This is a genomic window from Streptomyces sp. NPDC059828 (genome assembly GCF_042731955.1).
Classification (GTDB): Bacteria; Actinomycetota; Actinomycetes; order Streptomycetales; family Streptomycetaceae; genus Streptomyces.
Genome location: NZ_JBHWIW010000045.1, coordinates 39,502 through 62,799, shown reverse-complemented (window position 1 = coordinate 62,799; position 23,298 = coordinate 39,502). Strand labels below are relative to the sequence as shown.

Sequence of the window (23,298 nt, the reverse complement as noted above, 5' to 3'; positions counted from 1 at the left end):
TGGTCTGGTGGGCTCGGTTTTGTTTATAAGAGACAGGGGTCTCCCCCGGCCCCTTGGGGCCGAGGGCTGGGGTCTCCCCCGGCCCCTTGGGGCCGAGGGGACGTATCGCGAGGCGGAAGAGGAAGTCATGGCGGAGCCATGCCGACCGAAGACGACATGGCCGCCTCGTACCTCGCGTCCTTCGACCCCGAGGGCTGAACCCGGGACGGACCGGGACCGGCCGCCCGGGGACACCCGTTCGGCGGTGCGGGGGGACTGCTCCCCTCCTCAATACGGGTACCCACGCCACATGCCCTTCCGATTCGGGGCGCCGGACGACGGCGACCCGGCGCACCACGGCCACTGGTTCGCACGCCTGTACCGGCGCGTGCAGACCTCGGTGGTGGGGCTGGCGTGGAGCCGCGGCCGTGAGATGGAGCTGATGCACCGGGCCATGGGCTTCGCCGCGCTGGGCTTTCTCACCCTTGTTCCGCTGCTCGTCGTGGTGGCGGCGGCGGACCTGCCGAGCGGCCAGGGGTTCGCGCGCTGGCTCGTCCAGGGTCTGGGTGTTTCGGAGGTGTCCCAGGAAGAGGTGGAGCAGTTGTTCGGCCGGCCGGGGCAGGCCCTCCAGCGGACGACCGCGCTGGGCCTCGGCGCGCTGGCCGCGTTCGGTGTGACCTTCGGTTCCGCCGTGCAGACCGGGTACGAGCGGGCATGGGACCTGCCCACGGCGCGCTGGCACACGATGTGGCGCCATATCGTCTGGCTGGGCGTGCTGATCGTGGCCCTGCTGGTGTTCGTCACCACCCCGACCCCGGCGGACGCGTCCGCGCTGGAGACGGTGGGTGTGGCGACCGGGGATGTGGTCGGCGCGTTCTTCTTCTTCTGGTGGTCGCAGCGGCTGCTGCTGTGCGGCCGGATCCGCTGGCGGGCCCTCGCCCCCGGTGCCGCGGCCACCGCGCTGGGACTGGTCGGGCTGCGAATCTTCTCGCAGGTGGTGTTCTCGCCGCTGATCGCCGCGAACGCCGTGACGTACGGGCCGTTCGGAACCGTGCTGGTACTCCAGTCCTGGCTGGTGGGGGTGGGTTTCGTGGTGTACGGCGGGGCGCTGGTCGGCCGGCTGTTCCACGAGGCGATGGTGCGGCACCGTATCGATGCCGACCTCGGCAGCCGATGAACGCGCCTGTTCGCGCGGTCGCCCCGGAGGCCGGCCCAGTGCTAGAACTGTGAACATGATCGGACGATCCCGCCGGTCCCGGCTGCCGGCGGTCCAGCCGCCCAGCCGACCGCGGCAACGCGATCAGCACCGCGAGCGCTCGGGAGGCCGATGGGGACGTCCGGGGACGCTGCTCGGGGTGCACAGTCTGGCCGCCCAGGTCTTCCTGCTCCAGGCGATCGTGGTGATCCTTCTCGTCATCGCCGGCACGGCCGCCCTCGTCCTCCAGGCGCGCTACGACAGCCGCCAGGACGCCGAGAACCGCTCGCTGGCCGCGGCGGTGAGCTTCGCGCACGGGCCGAGCACGGCAGCGGCGCTCAAATCGCCCAACCCCACCGCGCTCCTCCAGACCGACGCCCTCCAGGCCCAGCGAGCGGCCGGGGTCGACTTCATCACCGTGCTCAGCCCCGACGGCACCCGCTATACCGACCCGGTGCCCGCGCTGATCGGCACACCCGCCGCGGGAGACGTCTCGCGCGCCGCCGCGGGCGAGACGATCACCGAGACGTTCGTGGGCCATCCGCGCGACGCGGTCAGGGCGGTCGTCCCGGTCACCGACGCCAAGGGTCAGGTGGTCGGGATGGTCAGCGCCGGTATCCAGGTCGCCAACGTCGGGGATCTGCTGGACCGGCAGCTGCCCGTCGTACTGGCGTCGGCGGCCGGCGCACTCGCCCTGGCCACTGGCGGTGCGGCGCTTGTCAGCCGGCGGCTGCGGCGGCAGACGCACGGCCTCGACCCGGGCGAGATGACCCGGATGTACGAGCACCATGACGCGGTGCTGCACGCGGTGCGTGAAGGCGTTCTGATCGTCGGCGGTGACGGGCGGCTGGTCCTCGCCAACGACGAGGCGCGCCGACTGCTCGATCTGCCCCCGGACGCGGACCGCCAGCCCGTCTCCGAGCTCGGGCTGGGCGCCGGGATGACCCAGCTCCTGGTGTCCGGCGAAGAGGTCTCCGACGCGGTCTTCCTCTCCGGTGACCGGCTGCTCGCCGTGAACACCCGGCCGACGGCCCCGTACGGCGGCGTGCCGGGTGTGGTCGCCAGCCTCCGGGACACCACGGAGCTGCGGGCCCTGTCGGGGCGTGCGGAGATCGCCAGGGAGCGGCTGACCCTGCTGTACGAGGCGGGGGTGCGGATCGGCACCACGCTGAACGTGCAGCGCACGACGGAGGAACTCGCCGAGGTGGCCGTGCCCCGGTTCGCGGATTTCACGACGGTCGAGCTGCTCGACTACGTCCTGAGTGGGGAGGAGCCGACGACCACGGCCACCGAGATGCGGCGCACCACGCTGATCGGGATCCGCAGTGACCCGCCGCTCCAGCCCGTGGGCGACCTGATCCGCTTCGTGATCCCGACGACCCCGATGGCCATGGCCCTGGACACCGGTCAGGCCGTGCTGTCGCCGGATCTGACCGAGCTGGCGAACTGGCGGGCACAGGACCCCGAGGGGGCGCGGCAGGCGCTGGAGTACGGGATCCGCTCGCTCATCACGGTCCCCCTCCAGGCACGGGGCGTGGTGCTCGGCATGGCCAACTTCTGGCGGACCGGGGACCAGCCGCCCTACGACGAGGACGACACCTCCTTCGCCGAGGAACTCGTCGCGCGCGCGGCCGTGGCGGTGGACAACGCCCGGCGGTTCACCCGGGAGCACGCGATGGCCGTCACCCTCCAGCGCAGCCTGCTGCCCCGCGACCTGCCGGTGCAGGACGCCCTGGAGGTGGCCTGGCGCTATCAGCCGGCCCAGGCAGGTGTGGGTGGCGACTGGTTCGACGTGATTCCGCTGCCGGGCTTCCGGGTCGCCCTGGTCGTCGGCGATGTCGTCGGGCACGGGATGTACGCCGCGGCCACCATGGGTCGCCTGCGCACGGCCGTGCTCAACTTCTCCTCACTCGATCTGCCGCCCGCCGATCTGCTGGCCCATCTCGACGACCTGGTGATCCGGATCGACGCGGACCAGCGGGCGGAGGACGACCAGGACCGCGGTCCGGTGACCGGTGCCACCTGCCTGTACGCCGTGTACGACTCGGTCAGGGGGCGCTGCACCCTCGCGCACGCGGGACATCTGCCCCCTGCCGTGGTCGACCCCGTGCACGGGGTGGTGACGTATCCGGAACTGCCGGTGTCGCCCCCGCTCGGCGTGGGCGGGCATCCGTTCGAGGAGTCCGAGATCGAACTGCCGGAGGGCAGCCGGATCGTGCTGTTCACGGACGGTCTGGTCGAGGACCGCCGACGGGACATCGACGAGGGCCTGGAGCTGCTGCGCCGTGCCATCGCCGTGCCGGGCCTGTCCCCGGAGGAGACCTGCGTGGCGGTGACCGAGGCGATGCCGCGTGCTCCGGCGAGCGACGACATCGCCCTGCTCGTCGCCCGTACGCACCGGCTGCCCTCGGACCGGGTCGCGGTCTGGGACGTACCGCTCGATGTCGCGGAGGTCTCCCGGGCGCGGGCGCAGGCGGCGCGCAAGCTGGCCGAATGGGACCTGGCCGACGCGTCGTTCGTCGCCGAACTGGTGCTCAGCGAGCTGCTCACCAACGCCATCCGCTACGGAACGGAACCGGTGCAGGCGCGGCTGCTCTACGGGAGCACGCTGATCTGCGAGGTGTCCGACGGCAGCAGCACGTCTCCGCATCTGCGCCGGGCCGGCGCCACCGACGAGGGCGGGCGGGGACTGTTCCTCGTCGCCCAGTACTCGCAGCGCTGGGGGACGCGTTATGTGGCCGGAGGAAAGGTCATCTGGGCTGAGATGGCCCTCGGGGGCGAGCCGCCCGAGGAGACGATGATGGTGCTGGACGACGAACTCGTGTGGTGAGACCCCGGCATGTCCGGCGACCGGCCGGGCCGCGGTCCCACGGATCGGACCACCGCGAACCGGTGGGTCAGAGCTCCCCGTCATGGACGAGCATGGCGATCTGGACACGATTCCCGCGGCCGGGCTTGGCCAGGACGCTGGAGACATGCGCCTTCGCCGTGGGAACGCTGATGAACAGCTCGCCGCGATTTCGGCGTTCGTCCCGCCCCGCGCCACCGCCGTGGCCACCTCCCGCTCCCGTTCGCCGAGGATGCCGAGCCGTGCCCGCGCCCCGCGGCGTCTCTCGCCGGTGTCCGAGTCCGAGGTCACCGTGGTGCTCAACTGCTGGATCACCGAGGGCGAGAGCACCGGGTCCCCGGCCACGGCTTCGCGCACCGCCTCGAAGACTCTCGCGGGCACGCCGAACGGGGCGAGGTCCACCAGCCCTGAACGGCGTGCGAGACGCGCACTCGGTGCAGGCAGGTGACGCAGGAGCCCGCAGCCCACTGCCGCGGGCCGACCTGCCGCGGTGCACGATGTGCCCACCGGAGCACGGGCACGGGCGCCTCAGGCCGGGCGCCTGGCCTCGACGCCCGATGCGGGCTGCTGGTGACCGCCGCTCGCGAGCATCCGCACCTCCCCGCGGTCGCTGATCTCGGCCTGGACGATGCCGGTGTCGTCGGCGTAGACGGGATGGCCGCCCGGGCCCTTGCGGTCGGTGCGATGGACGACGACCGCGTCCTCGTCGATCGCCGCTCCCGTGTCCTTAGTGACGGCGTGCGCGAAGACGAGCTCGTAGTCCTCGCCGGTTCCGTCCCGGTTCATAGCGCCCTCCTCTGCCAGGCGGCAGGCACCGCCGAACCCAGATACCACCTGAATGACCATTATCGGACAAACAGCTCAACAGGCGAGCGCCGTGCCACCGCGCAACCACCGAGAGTAACCATGCGCCGGTCTGATCAGCAGATACGCGGAAGCTGTTCACCGAGCGGCAGGTCGACCACCCGGGTACCGCCGAGGCCGGTGCGTGCCACCACCATGCCGCGATGGGCGTCGGTCACCTCTCCGATCACGACCGCCTCGCGGCCGAGCGGGTGTGCCCGCATCGCCGCCAGCACCGCGTCCGCGGCGTCGGGGTGGACGAAGGCGACGAGTTTGCCCTCGTTGGCGACGTACATCGGGTCGAGGCCCAGCACGGCGCAGGCGTTGGCGACGGCGGGGGGTACGGGTACGGCGCGCTCCGTGACGACCACGCCCGTACCGGAGGCCGCCGCGATCTCGTTGAGTGCGGCGGCAAGGCCGCCGCGCGTCGGATCACGCAGCACGTGCAGGGCGCCGGGGTCGTCGGTGGCGGCGAGCATCGCCTCGACCAGGCCCCCGAGCGCGGCACAGTCGCTCTGGATCTCCACCCCGAACTCCAGGCCCTCGCGCACACTCATGACGGCGACGCCGTGGACGCCGATCGCCCCGCTGACGATCACCACGTCGCCGGGGACCACGCGCTGCGGGCGCAGATCGACGCCCTGCGGGATGAGGCCGATACCCGAGGTGTTGATGTAGACGCCGTCGCCGTGGCCGGATTCCACGACCTTGGTGTCACCGGTGGCGATCTCCACTCCCGCCGTACGCGCCGCGACACCGAGCGCTTCCGCGACCCGGGCGACGACGCCGATCTCCACCCCCTCTTCGAGGATGAACCCGCAGGACAGGTAGGCGGGCTTCGCACCGCTCATGGCGAGGTCGTTCACGGTGCCGTTGACCGCGAGGTCGCCGATGCTGCCACCGGGGAAGAACAGCGGGCGCACCACGAACGAGTCGGTGGAGAACGCCAGCCGCGCACCGCCGAGTTCGAGCGCGGCGCTGTCACCGAGTCCGGCGAGCACCGGTCCGCCGTACGCGGGCCCGAACACGTCCCTGACCAGTTCGGCGGACAGGGCGCCGCCGCCGCCGTGGCCCATGACGACCCGGGCCCGGTCGCGCACCGGCAGCGGGCACGTCCACGCCAGGACATCCGGGGCGCCTGCCATGACAGCGGTCTCGGTGGTGACGGACGCTCGGGTGGTGGCCTCAGACAACGGAACTGCCTTCCAGGGACGGGGCCGGCAGCTCGAGCCGCCGGTAGAGGTAGTAGGCGGCGCAGGCTCCCTCGCTGGACACCATGGTGGCGCCGAGGGGGGTGCGCGGGGTGCAGTCGGTGCCGAACGCCTCGCACTGATGGGGTTTCAGCAGTCCCTGCAGCACCTCGCCGCTGCGGCAGGCGGCCGGTTCACGGGTGTCGATCCCGGTGACGGAGAAGCGGTGCTCCGCGTCATAGTCGCGGTAGCGCGAGGAGAGCCGCCAGCCGCTGTCCGGGATCACCCCGATACCGCGCCACGCACGGTCGGTGACCTCGAAGACATCGTCGAGCATCACCTGTGCCGACGGGTTGCCCTCGGGCCTCACGGCGCGCGGATAGGCGTTGTCGACGGTGTGCTCGCCGCGTTCCAGCTGCCGGACGGTGCGGCGTACTCCTTCGAGGATGTCCAGGGGCTCGAAGCCGGTCACGACGATCGGGACCCGGTAGCGTTCGGCGAGCTCCGGATACTCCCCGATACCCATCACGCTGCACACATGCCCCGCGGCGAGGAAAGCCTGCACCCGGCAGTCCGGTGACTGCATGATCGCCTCGATCGCGGGGGGCACCCGCACATGGGACACCAGCAGGCTGAAGTTGCGGATGCCGAGCCTGCGCGCCTGGTACACCGTCATGGCGTTGGGCGGGGCGGTGGTCTCGAATCCGATGCCGAAGAAGACGACCTGGCGGTCCGGGTTCTGCTGGGCGATCCGCAGGGCGTCGAGCGGCGAGTAGACGACGCGTACGTCACCGCCCTCGCCGCGCACCTGGAAGAGGTCCCGGCCGGTACCGGGGACGCGCAGCATGTCGCCGAACGAGCAGAAGATCACCCCGGGGCGGGAGGCGATCTCCAGGGCCTTGTCGATGACCTCGAGCGGGGTCACACACACCGGGCAGCCGGGCCCATGGATCAACTCCACCTCGTCCGGGAGAAGTTGATCGATGCCATGCCGGATGATGGTGTGGGTCTGGCCGCCGCAGACCTCCATGAGCGCCCAGGGGCGGGTCACGGTGGCGCGGATCTCGTCGAGCAGCCGCCCGGCGAGTTCGGGGTCCTGGAACTCGTCGATGTACTTCACCGCTGCGCCTCCCGTGCCGCGCCGTCCGCGTGGCCGTCGAGGGAGTCGGTGCCGTGCGCCTCGGCCGCGGCCTGCTCCCAGGGGTCGCCGAACTCCTCCTGGAGCATGCCGAGGTTCTCGAACAGCTCCAGGGTCTGGCGGGCCGACTCCTCGTCCAGCCGTTGCAGGGCGAACCCCACGTGGACGATGGCGTATTCACCGACTTGCAGGTCCGGCAGATACTCCAGGCACACCTCCTTCACCACGCCGCCGAAGTCGACAGTGGCCATCCGGGTGCCGTCCCGGTCCTCGATGTCCAGGACCTTTCCGGGTACCGCCAAACACATACGCGTCTCCCTTTCTGTAGTGACCGCGTCACCCAGCGGCCCCGGCCGTGCTGCGGGCGGCCACCACGAGCTGACCGAGGGCCAGTCCCCCGTCGTTGGGGGGGATCCGGTGGTGGCGCAGCACGGTGAAACCGTCTTCGCGCAGTCCCCGGGCGCAGGCGGAGGAGAGCATCGCGTTGGCGAACACTCCCCCGGTCAGGGCCACCGTGGTCAGTCCGTGCCGCTCGCGCGCCGATGCGCAGACCGTGCGCACGAGCCGTGCGACGGCCGTGTGGAAGCGGGCGGCGATCACGGTGACGGGGGTGCCGGTGCGGAGGTCGCGGGCCACGGCGGCGAGTACGGGAGCGGGATCGGCCGTCAGCGGGTCCTTGCCGTCCGGCTGCGACGGGCGCAGTGCGAAGGCGTAGGCATCGGCATCGGCATCGGCATCGGTCCCGGCCTCCGGGCACACACCGGCCGCGCCTACCGCGGCGGCTTCGAGTTCGACGGCGGCCTGCGCCTCGTAGCCGACGAGGTGGCACACGCCTGCGAGCGAGGACACGGCGTCGAACAGCCGCCCCATGCTGGAGGTGGGCACGCAGTTGAGCCCGCGTTCCAACTGCCGTTCAAGCAGTGACAGTTCACGCTCCGGACAGGCCTGGACGCAGGGCAGGTCGGCGGTCCACTCGATGCGCGCCGCCCACAGATGCGCCAGTGCCATGCGGTAGGGCCGATGGACGGCGGCGTCGCCGCCGGGGAGCGGTGCGTAGGAGAGGTGGGCGTAGCGGGTGAAGCCGTTGTAGTCGGCCAGCAGGAACTCGCCTCCCCACACGGCGCCGTCGTCGCCGTAGCCGGTGCCGTCGAAGGCGACACCGATCACCGGCTCGCCGCCGTCCAGTCCGTGCTCGGCCATCGCGGACGCGACATGGGCGTGGTGGTGCTGGACGCGCACCAGCGGGCGGTCGTCCGCGTGACGCTGGGCCCACTGGGCGGAGCGGTATCCGGGATGCCGGTCGGCGGCCAGCAGCGCGGGCCGCACTCCGGTGATCTGTTCGAGCTGCTCCTCGGCGCACTCGAAGGCGTGCTGGGTGGCGAGGTCGTCCATGTCGCCGATGTGCGCGGAGAGCCAGGCCTTGCGGCCACTGCCGAGGCAGAGGGTGTTCTTGAGGTCGCCGCCGACGGCGAGCGCGGACCCCACGGGTACCGGCAGGGTCATCGGCAGCGGCGCATAGCCGCGTGAGCGGCGCACGATCAGGGGTTCGCCGTCGCAGACGCGTACCACCGAGTCGTCGCAGGGCACATGGATGGGGCGGTCGTGCAACAGCCAAGCGTCGGCCAGGTGGGCCAGCCGGTCCAGTGCCTCGGTGTCGTCGGTGACGATCGGCTCTCCCACGAAGTTGCCGCTGGTCATCACGAGCAGTTCGGGGCCCGCCGGGGCCTGGGGGCGGGACGGGTCGCCGATGCCGAGCAGCAGATGGTGCACCGGTGTGTACGGAAGCATCACGCCGAGGTCCGGGCTGCCGGGGGCCACCGCGGCCGCCGGCCGGGGGGCGCCGGGCCGTGACAAGGGTTCGGCGCGGCGGCGCAGCAGCACGATCGGGCGGATGTTGCCGGTGAGCAGCTCCCGTTCGGCGGTCCCGAGATGGACGAGGTGCTCCACGGTGGCGGGGTCCCTGGCCATCAGGGCGAACGGCTTGTCGCCCCGCGCCTTGCGGCGGCGCAGCAGGGCGACCGCCGAGTGGTTCGTGGCATCGCAGGCGAGGTGGTAGCCGCCCAGTCCCTTGACCGCGAGGATCGCGCCCTCGGCGAGGAGCCGGCGTGCGTGGTCGATCGGATCGGCGGCGACGGGGCCGATCAGACTGCGGTCGTTGGGGTCGAGGGACTCCACCAGCTCATGCCGCAGGCCCGGGGCGGCCGGTGCCAGGATCAGCCGCAGCCGGGGCCCGCAGGCGTGGCAGGCGACGGGCTGGGCGTGGAAGCGGCGGTCCCCGGGGTCCTCGTACTCCTGGGCGCATTCCTCGCACATCCGGAAGTCGGCCATGGTCGTGTGCGCCCGGTCGTAGGGCAGTCCCGTGACGATGGTGAAGCGCGGCCCGCAGTGTGTGCAGGTGATGAACGGATGCCGATGGCGGCGGTCGTCCGGGTCGGCGAGCTCGGCCAGGCAGTCGTCGCAGGTGGCCGTGTCCGGGGATACCAGAGTGCGGATGGGACCGTCCTTGTGTGAGGCGACGATGGCGAACCCGCTGGCGCCCGTCGCCGGGAGCTCCTCGTCGTGCACCGACTCCACGAGCGCGAGCGGCGGGGTGTCCACGCCGATACGGGTGCAGAAGCTGGCCACGGCGAGCGGTGCGCCCTCGACTTCGGCGACCACCCCGTCACCGGTGTTGGTGACATGCCCGGCCAGCTCGAGGCCGGTGGCGAGGGTGTACACGTACGGCCGGAAGCCCACGCCCTGCACCACGCCCCTGACGGTGACTCTGCGCCGCTGCACGGATGGCGTGGCGGCCATGACTGCCGGGGCGCCTGCCTCCTGCTGCGGAGTGCTCACGACCGTGCCCGCGCCATGACAGGGGAGTGGACCGGGGTTCCCTCCGCCGCCGCCAGGGCCCGGTCGAGCAGGACGCCGGCGCCCTGTCCCGTACGAGCGGAGGTGAGGAGCACGTCCACACCCGGGTTGACCTGCTGGACATGGGCGCGGAAGGCCCCCTCGTCGAAACCCACGGCCTCGGCGATATCGGTCTTGGTCACGATCACCAGCTGGGCGAGTCCGAAGGCCGTGGGGTACTTCAGCGGCTTGTCCTCGCCCTCGGTCACCGAGGCGAGCACCACACGGAGCGACTCGCCGAGATCGTACGAGGCCGGGCAGACCAGGTTCCCCACGTTCTCCACGAACAGCAGCCGGGTGTGCTCGGGCAGCCAGGCATGCAGATGACCGGCCAGCATCCCGGCCTCCAGATGGCACAGCCCGTCGGTCAGCACCTGCTTGACGGGGGCACCGGACCTGGCCAGGCGCTCGGCGTCGTTCTCGGTCGCCAGATCGGCGGTGAGCGCGGCGACCCGCAGCCCGCGTTCGCGGGCCAGCAGCAGTTCCCCCTCGAGCAGGGCGGTCTTACCGCTGCCGGGGCTGGACAGCAGATTCACCACCGTGGTGCCCTGGGCGGCGAAGCCCGCGCGCAGGGTCTGCGCCGTCGCATCGTTCTTGGCGAGCACCGCCTGGTGCAGATCCACGGCACGGCACATGATCAGCTCTCCTCAGGGATCATCGGCGGGATCGGTGCGCCGGTGCGGCTCGGCGCCGGTTCTCCGGCCCACTCCACACCGGTGATACGGAGCTCACGGCCCGCGATCAGCTCGGTGGTCGCCTGGCCGCACACGGGACAGCACAGCTGCGGGGGCATGCCCACCGCCCAGTCGTCGGCGCATCCGGCGCAGTGGGCCCGGCCGGGTACGGATTCCGCGACCAGCTCGGCGCCCTCCAGGACGGTTCCGGCGCAGGCCAGTTCGAAGCAGAAGCCGAGGGCGTCGGGAACCACTCCGGCCAGCTCCCCGACCTGCAGCCGTACGATGCTGACCGCGGTGGCGCCATGGGAGCGCGCCGCCTCTTCCACCTGGTCGACGACGGCCAGCGCGAGGGACATCTCGTGCATGGGTCTCCGTCCTGCGGCGCGGTCACCTGGTCCGGCCTCATTACAGGGCGGGGCGGGGCGCCCGGCCGACCGGCACGCCGCCGCCACGCCGCTGCGTCCGCCATTCGGTGCAGCTCTGGCGTGCGGGACCCACCATGACGCGAAGTCACATCTTGCGGATCCTCAGATAGCGCCTGAGGTCGGGGAAGATGGAGACGAGGGCCGCGAGTGCGGACGCCGCGGCGGCGCCGCCGATGAAGGTGCTCTTCTTGCTCATGGTGTTCTCCTCGTGTCAGGGCTTGGTGCCGGATGTCAGGGCGTCGCGCTGCCCGACCAGGTCCATGACCATCCGTACGGCTTCCGGCACGGCGGCGGCCACCGGCGGGCTGAGTCCGATGCCCTCGTCCAGGCAGGCGGGTTCGCAGCCCACGACGAAGATCTGCCGCGGCGGGGTGCCGTCCGTACCGGCGCACAGGGTGTCCAGCAGGGCCAGTACGGCATCAGGGGACATCCCGTGCCCGTCGAGTGCGGTGCCGGCCGCCGCGGTCTCCCCCGGTGCGCCGGGCTCGATCAGGTACAGCGTCCCGGGCTCTCCGCCGCGCGCGGTGGCGTCGACGAGGACGAGCGTGTCGTAGCCGTCGAGCAGCCGGTACGCGAGGTGGACCCCGCGAATGCCGATGTCGGCCACCTCGACATGGCCGGGCAGCGGCCGCGCGGTCAGCGCGCGTACGGCCTCCACGCCGAAGCCGTCGTCGCCGAGGAAGATGTTGCCGACGCCCGCGACGAGGGTCTTGGCGCCGCCGTGCGCGGAGGCGTTCACGCGCCCTCCAGGGGTTCGACCTCGTCGGGCTGGAAGTAGAGGAAGCGACCCTGCTCACGACGGATGTCGGCGCCCGGGTCGCCGTCAACGGTCACCGCCAGGTGCACTCCCCCGTCGACGTCGTGCAGTACGGCCTCCACCTGCGCGGAGCGGCCCTGGAGGAAGAGGTCCTGGGCGTCCGTGTGTCGCAGGCCCGGGCGGAGCACCACCCTGCTGCCTGCGCTGACCGGCCGGCCGCCGATCAGGACATGGTCGCGCGCCGGGTCGACGCTCGTGTCACCGCCCGGATCCCACCAGGGGGTGTCGGGCCGCATCACACCGGCCTCGGGGAGGCCGGTGAAGTCAGCGACCCCGTCGAGCACCGGCGCCTCGCCGGTGACCTCGCGCAGTCCGCGCACCGCTCCGTGCAGCCGCTCGAGCACTTCGGGAGGCATGGTGTCGGCCAGCTCGATCACGGCCGCGGCCCGCGCGTCCGTCCCGCGTGCTTCACGCTTCTCCTCGTCGGTGAGAGCGGCGGTGCGCAGCGCGAGGATCTCGTCGATCTCGGTGGAGTCGTAGAGCGCGCCCGGACTCTCCGGTGCGATGGCCGGATGGTCCTCCAGGATGATCGGTGACGACAGCAGCAGATCGGTGCGGCCCGCCTCGCCCGCCAGCACCGGCCAGGTGTGCAGATTGCGGCAGGCCGCGACCGCGCCACGGGCCCACTCGGGCGGGTCGGTCATCGACAGGAACGCGCCCGCGTCCAGACACAGCAGCAGATGGCTGGCGACCAGCGAGTACGGCAGCGCCGCGTCACGTCCGCCATCCGGGCCCGGCATCCAGGGGCTGGTGTTCTCGACGACGGCGGTGAGCCGCACGGTCCGGTAGGGGCCCTCGAGTTCGGCGGTGGAGAGCCGTACCACGCCGCTGATCTCCTCGCGACGGCGCAGCAGCCGCCCCACCGTCCGTCCGAAGCCGTCGTGGACAGGCTCGGTGTCCTCGCGTGCGGGCTTGGTGAAGGGGAACGACACGCCGTCCCCGGCCAGCGCGGCGACGGGCACGGCCAGTTCGACGCGCTCCTCCACTCCCTCGTCCCAGGGGACCAGGACCCGGTCGTCGAGGTGCAGTTCCCGGACGGTCTCGAAGCCGCCGTCCGCGGTCGACTGCTGGACCGTGCGCCGCTGGGTGTGCAGGAAGCGCACCTCGACCGCGAGCACGGCGCCCTGTTTCGGCTCCATGAGGCACTCGGTGTGCTGGAACTCGTGCTCCTCGCCGGCGGCGCTCCAGGCGGGCGGCACCAGCACGCCGAACTGCCAGCGCAGCCGGTTCTTGGCCGCCGACGCCCGGTACGGATAGAGCACATAGCCCTCGAAGAGCACGGCGTCGGCCACCTGCCGTGCGGTGGCGAGCCGTGCCTCGGTCGCCGGGGAGAAGGCGGGGTAGGTGGCGGCGGGATCCGCTGCTGCCGTCATGGTGCCGTCCTCTCGTCGGGCCGGCCGGGCACCCGCGGCTCCCGCGCTGTCCGCGCCGTCTCCGCTGTCTCCGCTGTGTCGTGGAGGAGCGCCTCCACGGTCGCCTCCCACGAGGGCAGCGCCTGTCGGGAGCGGTAGGCCAGCAGGGCGTCCATGGTGGCGCGGGGGAGCCGGATCCAGCCGCAGCCGGGGAAGTGCTGTTCGATCATCTCGCGCCAGGTCTGCACCGGCATCCGGTACACGGCCTCCCGGTCCCAGGGCACCGGCTCCACCCGGAACCCGGCGGCTCCGGTGAAGGCGGTGCCGGAGAACAGCAGGAGCAGGGGTACCTCGCCCTGGTTCAGCGCCCCGACGTAGCGGGTCGCGGCAATGTCCATGTCATAGGTGCAGGGCACCACGAGGTCGGTCTCGGTCTCTCCGGTGAAGCCGGGAACCATCACGGTGACCTGGGCGAACTGCACTGGATGGAGAGTGGTCCCCCAGCGGGAGCGCTCGCCGAAGAGATCGGTGAGCCCGCTCGCCTCGTCGGCGTCGTAGCCGCGCCTGGCGGGTTCGATCCGCAGCTGGCAGCGCAGGGCCATGGCGTGCACCCGTGTGCCGGGTGAGGTCGTGATGCGCAGCCGGAAGACGAGGGTGGGCCCGGCCGCGTAGGCGTCGGCGCGTACGCCCGTGCAGCTGAAGGTGAACTCGGCCGGCTGGGACGTCGCTTGCTGGGAGGTGGTCGCGGGCTGTGTCATGGACGGCTCCCCTGCAAGGCTCTGGCCTGCTGCCGTACGTGGGCGAAGAAGGCGTCGAGCTCGGCTCTGGCCTCGGCCCCGCCGTCGAAGCCCTGCCAGCGCAGCCGCATCCGGCCCACCAGCTCGTAGCAGAGGTCGATCGGCACCAGGTAGCACTCGGTGCGGCCCTCCGCGCGGCGCAGCAGCAGTGCCTCCACATCGGGCTCGAGCAGAGCGGCGAGCCGGGTTCCGGCGAGTGCCGTCTGCCAGGCGACGGGCTCGAGTTCGCTCTCGGTCGCTCCGGCCGGGCTCGGGTAGAGCGCGACGAGCCGGTCGAGGGCGGCGTTGCGGAAGAAGAAGGCGACGCCGACGGGGATCCTCAGCAGTTCCCAGGCGGTGTCGTCGATCCGGTGCCTGGGGTCGCTCAGGAAACGGCCGGGGACCGCGCGGAAGCGGCCGCTGGATGAGCCCTCGTGTGCGAGCAGTTGGGCACATGGTCCGCAGGCGCAGGCAAGGGCGCGTTTCTCGGTGTCGACGAGATGGCGGTGGCGTTCGCCGGCCAGCGGCACACCGCAGAGCTCGCACTGCTCCTCGCGCGGTGGGCGCGGGGTGGTGAAGCGGCGCAGCCCTGTGGGCGCGGGGCCGGAGGTCACCTGCCGGGGGCCCGGGGCGGACCGCAGCGGCCCCGGGCCGGGGAAGGACGCGCTCACCGTGCCGTGACCGACGACCGGTTCGACCGGCTCGCCCCAGGGGCGCTCAGGGTCTCGGGCGGGCCTGTGCCGATCTGGAGGAGTGCCGGTTCACGGGCCCCTGCGGACGATTCCAGTTCGACGGCCGTGACCTCGGGTGCGAAGCAGGCGAGGGCCTCCACGGCGGCCTGTCGGGCGACCTCCTGGGTGCTGGGGCAACCGCAGCCCGTCGAGCCGGTGACACGCAGCCGCAGCACTCCCGTCGTCTCGTCGAACCCGGCGGATTCGACGGAGTGCCGGACATGGTGCAGGGCGCGGGCGATCCGGGTGGGGACGTCATCGGGATGCAGGTCGTGCAGGACGAGCAGCCCGGCGACCAGTTCGTCGTCGAGCAGTTCGGCGAGGGGCGCGGCGCCGGATCCCTGGCCGGCCGGGCGGTGGCCCAGCAGTTCGACGGTCCGCGCGAGTCCGGCTCCGTAGAAGTCCACGAGGACCCGGACGAGTTCCTCGACGGCCGCGCAGGCGCGTTCGTCGCCCGATGAGGCGAGCCGGTCGAGGATCTCCTCGACCCGCCGGCCCGCCTCTTCCGCGGTGACCGGGCTCATCCGGCGAGGCCGCTCAGTCCGGTGGGGACGTGCAGCGACTTCACGGTCTTGCCACCGCCCACGTACATGTGCACCCCGCAGGGCAGACAGGGGTCGAAGCTGCGCACGGCCCGCATGATGTCGATGCCCTTGAAGTTCTCCGGGGAGTTCTCCTCGAAGATGGGCGTGTTCTGAACGGCGTCCTCGTACGGGCCCGGGGTGCCGTAGCTGTCGCGGACGCTGGCGTTCCACGGGGTCGGCGGGTAGGGGTGGTAGTTGGCGATCTTGCCGTCCCTGATGACCATGTGGTGGGAGAGCACCCCGCGGACCGCCTCGGTGAATCCGCAGCCGATGGACTCGTCCGGGACTTCGAACTTCTCCCAGGTCTGGGTGCGTCCGGCGCGCACCTCCTCGAGGCCCTTCTCCGCGCAGTGCAGCGCGACGGCCGCCGCGTAGGCCTGGAAGTAGGTGCGGGCGCGGTTGCGCTCCAGCGCGTTGCTCCACTGCGGGATCTTCCACTCGAAGGTGGTCTCCGGCTTGGTGAGCGTGCGCGGCAGGTTGATGATGACGCTGTGTCCGGTGGCCTTGACGTAGCCGATGTCGACGAGTCCTGACAGGGCTGTGGACCAGAGGCGGGCGATGGGGCCGCCGCCGGTGTCCAGCGCGAGGTGGTCCTTGCCGTCGAACCAGCGCGGGGACATCACCCAGCTGTACTTGTCGTCGAAGTTCCGCTTCTGCGGGGCGGGGATGGTGTGCTGGTTCCACGGGTGGCGCGGGTCGACCGGGTTGCCGAGCGGGTCGTGGGTGACGAACTGCTCCTGGCCCTCCCAGTCCTCGTAGTACGAGCTGCCGAGCAGGATGCGGATGCCGAGGTTGATCTGGGTGAGGTCGTTGGTGACCAGCTTGCCGTCCACGACGATGCCCGGGGTGACGAACATCTTCCGTCCCCAGTCGGTCATGTTGGCGTAGGTGAAGTCGCAGTACTCGGGGTCGTTGAGCGCGCCCCAGCAGCCGAGGAGCACGCGGCGGCGGCCGACCTCCTCGTAGCCGGGCATGGCCTCGTAGAAGAAGTCGAAGAGGTCGTCGTGCAGCGGGACGACCCGCTTCATGAACTCCACGTAGCGCATGAGGCGGCTCATGTAGTCCGTGAAGAGCTGGACGGATGCGACCGTGCCGACGCCGCCCGGGTAGAGCGTGGAGGGGTGCACATGGCGGCCCTCCATCAGGCAGAACATCTCCCGGGTGTAGCGGCTCACCTGGAGCGCCTCGCGGTAGAACTCCCCCTCGAGGGGGTTGAGGGAGCGCATGATGTCGCCGATGGTGCGATAGCCGTGCTCGGCGGCGTGCGGTGCCTCGGTGCGGTCCGCCTGCTCCATGACGCCGGGGTTGGTCTCGCGGACCATCTTCTCGCAGTAGTCGACCCCGACCAGGTTCTCCTGGAAGATATTGTGGTCGAACATGTACTCGGCCGACTCGCCGAGGTTGATGACGTATTCGCCGAGGTGCGGCGGCTTCACGCCGTAGGCCATGTTCTGGGCGTAGACCGAGCACGTGGCGTGGTTGTCACCGCAGATGCCGCAGATACGGCTGGTGATGAAGTGGGCGTCGCGGGGGTCCTTGCCCCGCATGAAGACGCTGTAGCCGCGGAAGACCGACGAGGTGCTGTAGCACTCGGCAACCCGCTTCTGCTTGAAGTCGATCTTGGTGTGAATGCCGAGGCTGCCCACGATCCGGGTGATCGGATCCCAGGACATCTCGACCAGGCCGTCGCCGGGTCGCGTCTTCGTTGCCATCGTGTGTGCGATGCCCTTCCTCGCTCTTCGAGCAGGTCTTCAAGCAGGTGGTGGGGTGATCGGTGTGCTCTGCGGTGGTGGCCGCACGGCGGTGGGGCCGTGTCACCACGGCGGCCGGTAGCCCGTCGTGATCTTGTCTCCGGTGTGCCGCCACTTCGGCTCCTTGTCCACGGTCCTGGCCGTGATGTTCCGGAGCCTGCGGATCACGGCGCCGTAGGCACCGCTGGAGGTGGTGGAGACCCGCGCGCCGGGAGGCTCGTCCATGAACGGCATGAACTTGTCCGGGAACCCGGGCATGGTGCAGGCGATGCAGATGCCGCCCACGTTCGGGCAGCCGCCGATGCCGTTCATCCAGCCGCGCTTGGGCACGTTGCACTTGACGACGGGGCCCCAGCAGCCCAGCTTGACCAGGCACTTGGGCGAGTCATACGCGTCGGCGAACTGGCCCTGCTCGTAGTAGCCGGCACGATCGCAGCCCTCGTGCACGGTGGCGCCGAACAGCCAGGTCGGGCGGAGCTTGTCGTCCAGCGGGATCATGGGCGCGGACCCGGCGGCCTGGTAGAGCAGATAGGTCAGGGTCTCCGCGAAGTTGTCGGGCTGGATCGGGCAGCCGGGCACGCACACGATCGGGATGCCCGCCTTGGACGTCCAGTCCCAGCCCAGGTAGTCGGGCACACCCATGGCGCCGGTCGGGTTGCCCGCCATCGCGTGGATACCGCCGTAGGTGGCGCAGGTGCCGATCGCGACGACGGCGAGTGCCTTGGGTGCCAGACGGTCGATCCACTCGCTGGTGGTGATGGGCTGGCCCGTCGCGGGGTCGTCACCGAAACCGCACCAGTAGCCCTCACGCTTGATCGACTCGTTCGGTACGGATCCCTCGACGACGAGCACGAACGGGTCGATCTCGCCGCGCTCCCCCTTGAAGAACCATTCGATGAACGTGTCCGCGCCCCCGACCGGGCCGCACTCGAAGTCGATCAGCGGCCAGTGGACCTGGATCTTCGGCAGTCCCGGCAGCGCGCCGAGCACGATCTCCTCGATGCTGGGCTGCATGGCGGCGGTCAGCGCGACCGAGTCCCCGTCGCAACTCAGTCCCGCGTTGATCCAGAGAATGTGGATCGGCTTCTCGTCCGTGCCCACCGCCGCGCCGGACTGGTCCGCGGCGTCGGCCGTGGTCGGCGTTGCTGCATCCATGAGGACGTCTCCCGGAGAGTTATGCGATGAAGACCCGCTTTTGGGCCTTTGTCTTTGCTAACAGGCGGCCGGTTCCCCTGCCACCGCACGGGGTCCCGGAGAAGTACCGGACGGTTGCTCCTTCCGGGTGAACGCCCGGCGCAGCGCGTGGTACGGGGCGTGCGGGTCGCGAAAGGTGCGCAGCATGCGGGCGAGTTCCTCTTCCCGGTAGGCGGCGAGCGGCCGGGCCGCCTCCCGCAGTTCGCCCTGCGCCTTCTTGGCGGCGATCCTCGACTGCGTCGCCGGGAACGGCGCCAGCCGCGCCGCCAGGCCGCGCGCCTCGGCTCCGAATTGCTCCGGACCGCAATCGATGACCCGGTCCACCAGGCCGATCCGCAACGCGGAAGCAGCCGAGATCGGCTGGGCCTGCCGGGTGAGGCGTTCGGCCGTCTCGGCGCCGACCCTGCGCGGGAGCGAGTAGGTCCAGTACTCGGAGCCGTACAGACCCATCAGCCGGTAGTGCGGGTTGAGCACCGCCCCCGAACGGCACCAGACCTCGTCGGCGGCCAGTGCCAGCATCACCCCGCCCGCGGCCGCGTTGCCGCCGAGCGCGGCGACCACCAGCCGGTCGTTCGTGGTCAGAACGGCCTCCACCAGGTCGTCCATGGCGTTGATGTTCGCCCAGGACTCCGCGGCGGGGTCGTCGGAAGCCTCGATGACATGGAGGTGGATGCCGTTCGAGAAGAAGTCCCTGGCGCCGCCCAGCACCAGCACGCTGGTGGGCCGGGAGCAGGCCGTCCGGTAGGCATCGAGCAGTCGCCGGCAGTGGTCCGTGCTCATCGCCCCGCCGGGGAACGAGAACGACAGAAACCCGACCGGGCCCTCTTCGCGGTAGTGGATGTCGCTCCAGGTCCGGTGCGGCCCACCGTCGGCCGCCAGGAGCGGTGCGGGGTGCTCCGGGAGCCGCGGCAGCGTTCCCGCGAGGGCCAGGGCCCGGGTGGCGGGCAGTTTGAGACCGGTGGGCATGCCAGGACCCTGGCGCGGGCGCAACTCGGGGATCCACACGGCTCCGTCAGCGGTGGCCCGGCAGATCGCACCGGCCCGGGTCGCCAGCAGTTCCCCGGGACGGCCGCGCAGCCCGTACTCGGGATGTCCGCCGTGCAGGAACCATTCGGCACCGAGTAGTTCGTCCCGCACACCCGGCTGGGAGGCGGCGGCGCGCAGCGTGCGCACCACGGTCCCGGTGGTGTCGTTCGCCCAGGAGATGCCGCGCAGTTCCTGACGGAAGTACGGCCGGACGCGCACCGCTTCCCGCAGGGTGGTCTGCGGCACCGGCGTATGGCCGCCCGCCGCGAAACGCTCCACGGCCAGCAGCACGGCCGTGAGGGCGGCGTCGGCGACCTCTCCCCGGTACAGATCGCTCTTGGCCGCGGGCGGCGCGGCAGGCACGGCGAAGTCCGCCGTGGCCCAGATGTCGCCGGCGTCCATCTCCTCGTCCGCCTGCAACACGGTGACGCCCCACCTGGTGGCACGCTCGTGGATGGCCCAGTCGAGTGACGACGGGCCCCGGTCGCCGGGAGGCCCGGGGTGCACGATCAGACAGGTGCGGACCGACCACACGTCACGGGGGATGGCGGTCTTCAGCATCGGCGCCACGACCAGCTCGGGATCGTGCGCGAGCACCGCGTCGCGCACCCCGTCACCGCTCCCGGCCGTCTCCACGGCGACCCGGTGACCGCGGTCCCGCAGTTCGGCGTGGAGCCGCTGGGTGAGGCTGTTGTAGGCGCTGGCGACGAGCAGGATGTGCATGGCGGCCTTCCACCGGTCACGGCACTGTGGCCGGCGTGGGCCGACCGCCTGCGATCGTCGGACACCCAGCAGCCCGATCAGCGGCACGCAGCCGCGGGGGTCACTCGAAAGCGGGCGTCAAAGGGGACCGATCGGCACAGGGGCGAGCGAGCCGAGGCTGGGGCCCTCAGCGGAAGGCGGTGGCGCGAGGTCACCCGGCGGGGAGACCGGGCCCCGAAGAACTCAGAACGCGGTGTACCGCTCCGGCATGGGGAACTCGACACCGTCCAGCTCCAGCGTGCAGCCCGGCTTCACCCGCACCAGATGCGGCTGGTGCACCCGGACCCGGAAGCTGCGGGCGGGGTCCTCGGGGAGTTCGCCCGTCAGCACCGTCGTCCCCGTCCCGTGCTCGCGGCGGTACGCGATCACCTTGCCGTCCACCAGGAGCTCGATGCCTCCGGTCCTGCCAGGACCCACGTTCACGGTGATCGAGTGACTCCCCCGGTCGACGTGGAAGTGGTGGTTGCGCGACATGCCACTCCTCCGCGGACCCCCGCCGTTCGGCCGCTCCCCAGCCTAAGTCCGCGACGGGCCGCCCGCAGGGCCGGTCGGCACAGTCATGAAGCCGTAACAACGCCGGTGTAGCCGGGAACTGGGTGTGGCGGATATGTGTCTACCGTGAGGAGAGCGAGGGGGCGGGATGAACACGTGGTCGGTCCCTGGATACACGGAGACCAGGGAACTCGGTGCGGGCGGCAGCGGTCGCGTGGTGCTTGCCGTGCATGACGCGACGGGCATCCCGGTCGCCGTCAAATACCTCGGCGAACGACTGCGGCGGGACACCGCCTTCGTTCGGGAGTTCCGGGCGGAGGCGCGACTGCTCGGCGGTCTGGAGTCGCCGTATGTCGTACGGCTCTACGAGTACGTCGAGGCGCCGGAGGGCGCGGCCATCGTCATGGAGCTGGTCGACGGCATCGCCCTGGGCACGCTCCTGGCCCGCGAGGGGCAGACGGGCCCGGAGGCCGCGCTGGCGGTGCTGAAGGGGTCACTGCTCGGGCTCGCCGAGGCCCATCGCACCGGTGTGGTGCACCGCGACTACAAGCCGGGAAACGTCCTGGTGGCGGCGGACGGTTCCTCCAAGCTGGTCGACTTCGGCATCGCCACGAACCGGGGCACCACGCCCGGGGTGGCGGGCACGCCCGCGTACATGGCGCCCGAGCAGTGGAGCGGTGAGCCGGCCTCACCCGCGGCCGATGTCTACGCGGCGACGGCGACCTTCTTCGAATGTGTGACCGGCCGCAAGCCGTACCCCGGGCAGAACTTCGCCGAGCTGGCGCTCCAGCACACCAGCGCGCCGATCCCCGAGGAGGAGGTGCCACCGGCGCTCCGGCCGCTGATCCGGCACGGGCTGGCGAAGACCCCGCAGGAGCGCCCGTCGGACGCCGATGCGTTCGTGGCCGAGCTCGAGCAGGTCGCGGTCGGAGCGTACGGCCCCGACTGGGAGGAGCGGGGGCAGCGGAAACTGGCCGCGCTCGCCGCGCTGCTGCCGCTGCTGTTCCCCTCGGGTGGCGCCGCGCCCTCGGGGACCACCTCGCTGGCGACGACGGCGCTGCCGCCCGGCCGTGGGCTTCGCGCCCTGTGGCCCGGAAGTCAAGGCCTGCTGGCCGGGGCGCTCGCCCTGGTGCTGGGGCTGGCGCTGGCGCTGGCGGCGCGTGCGGACGGGGAGGAAGCGGGCCGTACGACGGCCCAGGCGCTGGCCACCACCAGCGCGCTGCCCGCCGGTGCGCAGCCGCCCCCGGGCACTGCCGGCCCCAGCGCGTCGGGGTCCGCAAGCCCTTCGGCCGGCCCGAGCGCTTCCGCGGAGGTGTCGCCTTCGGCGTCCCCGCCCGCAACGGACGCGCCGACGTCCGCACCGCCGACGGCGTCCGACCCGGCCACGGTGACCGATCCGCCGACCGTGTCCGACCCTCCGGTGACCTCCGACCCTCCGACCTCACCGGAACCCGATCCCGTGAAGGTCGTGTCGGTGTCCATCGGCTCGCTGCGGCAGACGGGAACGGTGACCGCACAGGCCACGGTGGACGTCGTCACGGACAGCACCGACCCGGTGACCATCACCCTCGACTGGGCCACCGCCAACGACAAGGCGGGCGCCGGTTCCCCGGACGGCGGCAGCGACACCTTCCAACGCGAAGGCGCCACGCGCTACTCGCTCACCGTCGACCACGCCTTCCGCGGACGCGGCTGCTACTGGATCGCCCGGGCCGGCACCACGCCCGCGGCCGGGAACGGCGGCTCCGAGCAGCGGATCCTGATCAGGCGGTGCGTGATCACATGACCGAGCCACGCGATAGGTCCGGCGCGCCCGGGGCGTCCGCTGAGCCGGGCGACGACTACAGCGCCACGGTGCTGGCCAGCCACTGGATCGAGCGGCCGGAGCCTGAGCCCGGACCGGGGTCGGAGCCTGAGCCCGGACCGGGGTCGGAAGACGTGACGGTCCCCGACCGGACCGAGGGCACGGTGCTCCGCTTCGGACCAGGGGTCACGGCCACCACCGTCTGGCACGGCACGCTCCCGGCCCTGCCGCCCGCGGCACCGGAGCGCCCGGTCTCCCGCTTCGCGGGCCTGCGCCGCTACACCCTCGCCGCCGTGATCCTCGTCGCCGTGCTCTGCTACCTCGGCTGGGATCGGTACGGGCCCGGCGTCTCGGTGCGCGGGCTGTCGGTGAGCACCTCTGCCGGTGGGCCAGGGTGCGACGGCACCTCGCTGATCACCGCGCTGGTGGAGACGAACGGTCGGCCTGGCACCGTGAGGTACCGCTGGGTGCGCAACGACGGGACCGTTTCGGAGGAGCTGACCGAACGCCTGGCTCGCGGGCAGCGGCAGGCGCGGCTGAAGCTGCGGTGGACCTTCCACGGCGAGGGTGCCTTCGCCGCCCGTGCCGAGGTGCGGATCACCTCTCCGGTGGAGCGTTCGGCGGCGACCCGGTTCACGTACACCTGCGGATGAGCCTCACGGGACCGGGCGGTTTCGCGGTGCGGCCGCACCCCAGCCGGACCTCGTGGCCTCGGTGGTCGGCGGGTTCCCCTGAGGTCGACAGGGCCCTGGCGGGCGGGGATTTCCGGGACCACCGCCCGCCGTGGAGCGGCTCGTCCCCGGGGACCGTGTGATCTATGGC

General features: G+C 71.6%; 22 protein-coding genes. 5 read left to right on the top strand and 17 right to left on the bottom strand.

Going from position 1 to position 23,298, the window contains the following annotated elements:
* Positions 1 to 289 precede the first annotated feature (289 nt).
* From ACFV6V_RS24400 to ACFV6V_RS24390, 3 genes are all read left to right on the top strand, one after another.
* Positions 290 to 1,156 (top strand): YhjD/YihY/BrkB family envelope integrity protein, encoded by an 867-nt coding sequence (locus tag ACFV6V_RS24400; RefSeq protein WP_385568649.1) that lies wholly within the window; start codon positions 290 to 292, stop codon positions 1,154 to 1,156.
* A gap of 55 nt (positions 1,157 to 1,211) precedes the next feature.
* A complete protein-coding gene (locus ACFV6V_RS24395; protein ID WP_385568646.1) occupies positions 1,212 to 4,004 on the top strand; it encodes a SpoIIE family protein phosphatase in 2,793 nt (930 codons plus the stop codon).
* A gap of 145 nt (positions 4,005 to 4,149) precedes the next feature.
* Positions 4,150 to 4,470 carry a hypothetical protein gene (locus ACFV6V_RS24390; protein WP_385568643.1) on the top strand — a complete coding sequence of 107 codons (321 nt, stop codon included), beginning with the start codon at positions 4,150 to 4,152 and terminating at the stop codon, positions 4,468 to 4,470.
* Positions 4,471 to 4,550: 80 nt separating this feature from the next.
* Here ACFV6V_RS24390 and ACFV6V_RS24385 read toward each other — a convergent pair whose 3' ends face one another.
* The 17 genes from ACFV6V_RS24385 to ACFV6V_RS24305 all read right to left on the bottom strand — a co-directional run bounded on the left by ACFV6V_RS24385 (position 4,551) and on the right by ACFV6V_RS24305 (position 20,654).
* Positions 4,551 to 4,808, bottom strand: a complete 258-nt coding sequence (locus ACFV6V_RS24385) for a DUF6296 family protein (RefSeq protein WP_385568642.1) — start codon at positions 4,806 to 4,808, stop codon at positions 4,551 to 4,553.
* A 134-nt stretch (positions 4,809 to 4,942) separates the two neighbouring features.
* On the bottom strand, positions 4,943 to 6,010 hold the full coding sequence (hypE, locus tag ACFV6V_RS24380; RefSeq protein WP_385568659.1) for a hydrogenase expression/formation protein HypE: 1,068 nt from the start codon (positions 6,008 to 6,010) through the stop codon (positions 4,943 to 4,945).
* A gap of 40 nt (positions 6,011 to 6,050) precedes the next feature.
* Positions 6,051 to 7,175, bottom strand: a complete 1,125-nt coding sequence (gene hypD / locus ACFV6V_RS24375; protein WP_385568639.1) for a hydrogenase formation protein HypD — start codon at positions 7,173 to 7,175, stop codon at positions 6,051 to 6,053.
* On the bottom strand, positions 7,172 to 7,501 hold the full coding sequence (locus ACFV6V_RS24370; RefSeq protein ID WP_385568638.1) for a HypC/HybG/HupF family hydrogenase formation chaperone: 330 nt from the start codon (positions 7,499 to 7,501) through the stop codon (positions 7,172 to 7,174). The genes hypD and ACFV6V_RS24370 overlap by 4 nt, the downstream gene beginning before the upstream one ends.
* Positions 7,502 to 7,529: 28 nt before the next feature.
* Positions 7,530 to 9,989 (bottom strand): carbamoyltransferase HypF, encoded by a 2,460-nt coding sequence (gene hypF, locus ACFV6V_RS24365; RefSeq protein WP_385568656.1) that lies wholly within the window; start codon positions 9,987 to 9,989, stop codon positions 7,530 to 7,532.
* A gap of 35 nt (positions 9,990 to 10,024) precedes the next feature.
* A complete protein-coding gene (gene hypB, locus ACFV6V_RS24360) occupies positions 10,025 to 10,720 on the bottom strand; it encodes a hydrogenase nickel incorporation protein HypB (protein WP_385568635.1) in 696 nt (231 codons plus the stop codon).
* Positions 10,721 to 10,722: 2 nt separating this feature from the next.
* Positions 10,723 to 11,127: a hydrogenase maturation nickel metallochaperone HypA gene (locus ACFV6V_RS24355; protein ID WP_385568633.1), complete on the bottom strand. Its 405-nt coding sequence runs from the start codon at positions 11,125 to 11,127 to the stop codon at positions 10,723 to 10,725.
* 145 nt (positions 11,128 to 11,272) lie between these two features.
* Positions 11,273 to 11,383, bottom strand: a complete 111-nt coding sequence (locus tag ACFV6V_RS24350; protein WP_385568630.1) for a DUF6893 family small protein — start codon at positions 11,381 to 11,383, stop codon at positions 11,273 to 11,275.
* A 15-nt stretch (positions 11,384 to 11,398) separates the two neighbouring features.
* Complete coding sequence (locus ACFV6V_RS24345; RefSeq protein ID WP_385568628.1) at positions 11,399 to 11,926, bottom strand: hydrogenase maturation protease; 528 nt, start codon at positions 11,924 to 11,926, stop codon at positions 11,399 to 11,401.
* Entirely contained in the window at positions 11,923 to 13,377 is a 1,455-nt protein-coding gene (locus tag ACFV6V_RS24340; protein ID WP_385568626.1) for a hypothetical protein, read from the bottom strand. The genes ACFV6V_RS24345 and ACFV6V_RS24340 overlap by 4 nt, the downstream gene beginning before the upstream one ends.
* Positions 13,374 to 14,114, bottom strand: coding sequence for a DUF6084 family protein (locus tag ACFV6V_RS24335; RefSeq protein WP_385568624.1), 741 nt, complete (start codon positions 14,112 to 14,114; stop codon positions 13,374 to 13,376). The genes ACFV6V_RS24340 and ACFV6V_RS24335 overlap by 4 nt, the downstream gene beginning before the upstream one ends.
* A complete protein-coding gene (locus tag ACFV6V_RS24330; RefSeq protein ID WP_385568653.1) occupies positions 14,111 to 14,746 on the bottom strand; it encodes a DUF5947 family protein in 636 nt (211 codons plus the stop codon). Before ACFV6V_RS24330 ends, ACFV6V_RS24335 begins: the two co-directional genes overlap by 4 nt.
* Before the next feature lie 53 nt (positions 14,747 to 14,799).
* Positions 14,800 to 15,387, bottom strand: a complete 588-nt coding sequence (locus tag ACFV6V_RS24325) for a hypothetical protein (RefSeq protein WP_385568622.1) — start codon at positions 15,385 to 15,387, stop codon at positions 14,800 to 14,802.
* Entirely contained in the window at positions 15,384 to 17,159 is a 1,776-nt protein-coding gene (locus tag ACFV6V_RS24320) for a nickel-dependent hydrogenase large subunit (RefSeq protein ID WP_385568620.1), read from the bottom strand. The genes ACFV6V_RS24325 and ACFV6V_RS24320 overlap by 4 nt, the downstream gene beginning before the upstream one ends.
* 102 nt (positions 17,160 to 17,261) lie before the next feature.
* Positions 17,262 to 18,353, bottom strand: coding sequence for a hydrogenase expression protein HypE (locus ACFV6V_RS24315; RefSeq protein ID WP_385568618.1), 1,092 nt, complete (start codon positions 18,351 to 18,353; stop codon positions 17,262 to 17,264).
* 57 nt (positions 18,354 to 18,410) lie between these two features.
* Positions 18,411 to 20,141 (bottom strand): enoyl-CoA hydratase-related protein, encoded by a 1,731-nt coding sequence (locus tag ACFV6V_RS24310; RefSeq protein ID WP_385568616.1) that lies wholly within the window; start codon positions 20,139 to 20,141, stop codon positions 18,411 to 18,413.
* A 222-nt stretch (positions 20,142 to 20,363) separates the two neighbouring features.
* Complete coding sequence (locus tag ACFV6V_RS24305) at positions 20,364 to 20,654, bottom strand: hypothetical protein (protein WP_361282325.1); 291 nt, start codon at positions 20,652 to 20,654, stop codon at positions 20,364 to 20,366.
* A gap of 166 nt (positions 20,655 to 20,820) precedes the next feature.
* Here ACFV6V_RS24305 and ACFV6V_RS24300 point away from each other — a divergent pair, with 166 nt between their 5' ends.
* Together ACFV6V_RS24300 and ACFV6V_RS24295 are read left to right on the top strand one after the other, a co-directional pair.
* Complete coding sequence (locus ACFV6V_RS24300; protein WP_385568613.1) at positions 20,821 to 22,458, top strand: protein kinase; 1,638 nt, start codon at positions 20,821 to 20,823, stop codon at positions 22,456 to 22,458.
* A complete protein-coding gene (locus ACFV6V_RS24295; RefSeq protein WP_385568610.1) occupies positions 22,455 to 23,129 on the top strand; it encodes a hypothetical protein in 675 nt (224 codons plus the stop codon). Before ACFV6V_RS24300 ends, ACFV6V_RS24295 begins: the two co-directional genes overlap by 4 nt.
* The last annotated feature ends 169 nt before the right edge of the window (positions 23,130 to 23,298 follow it).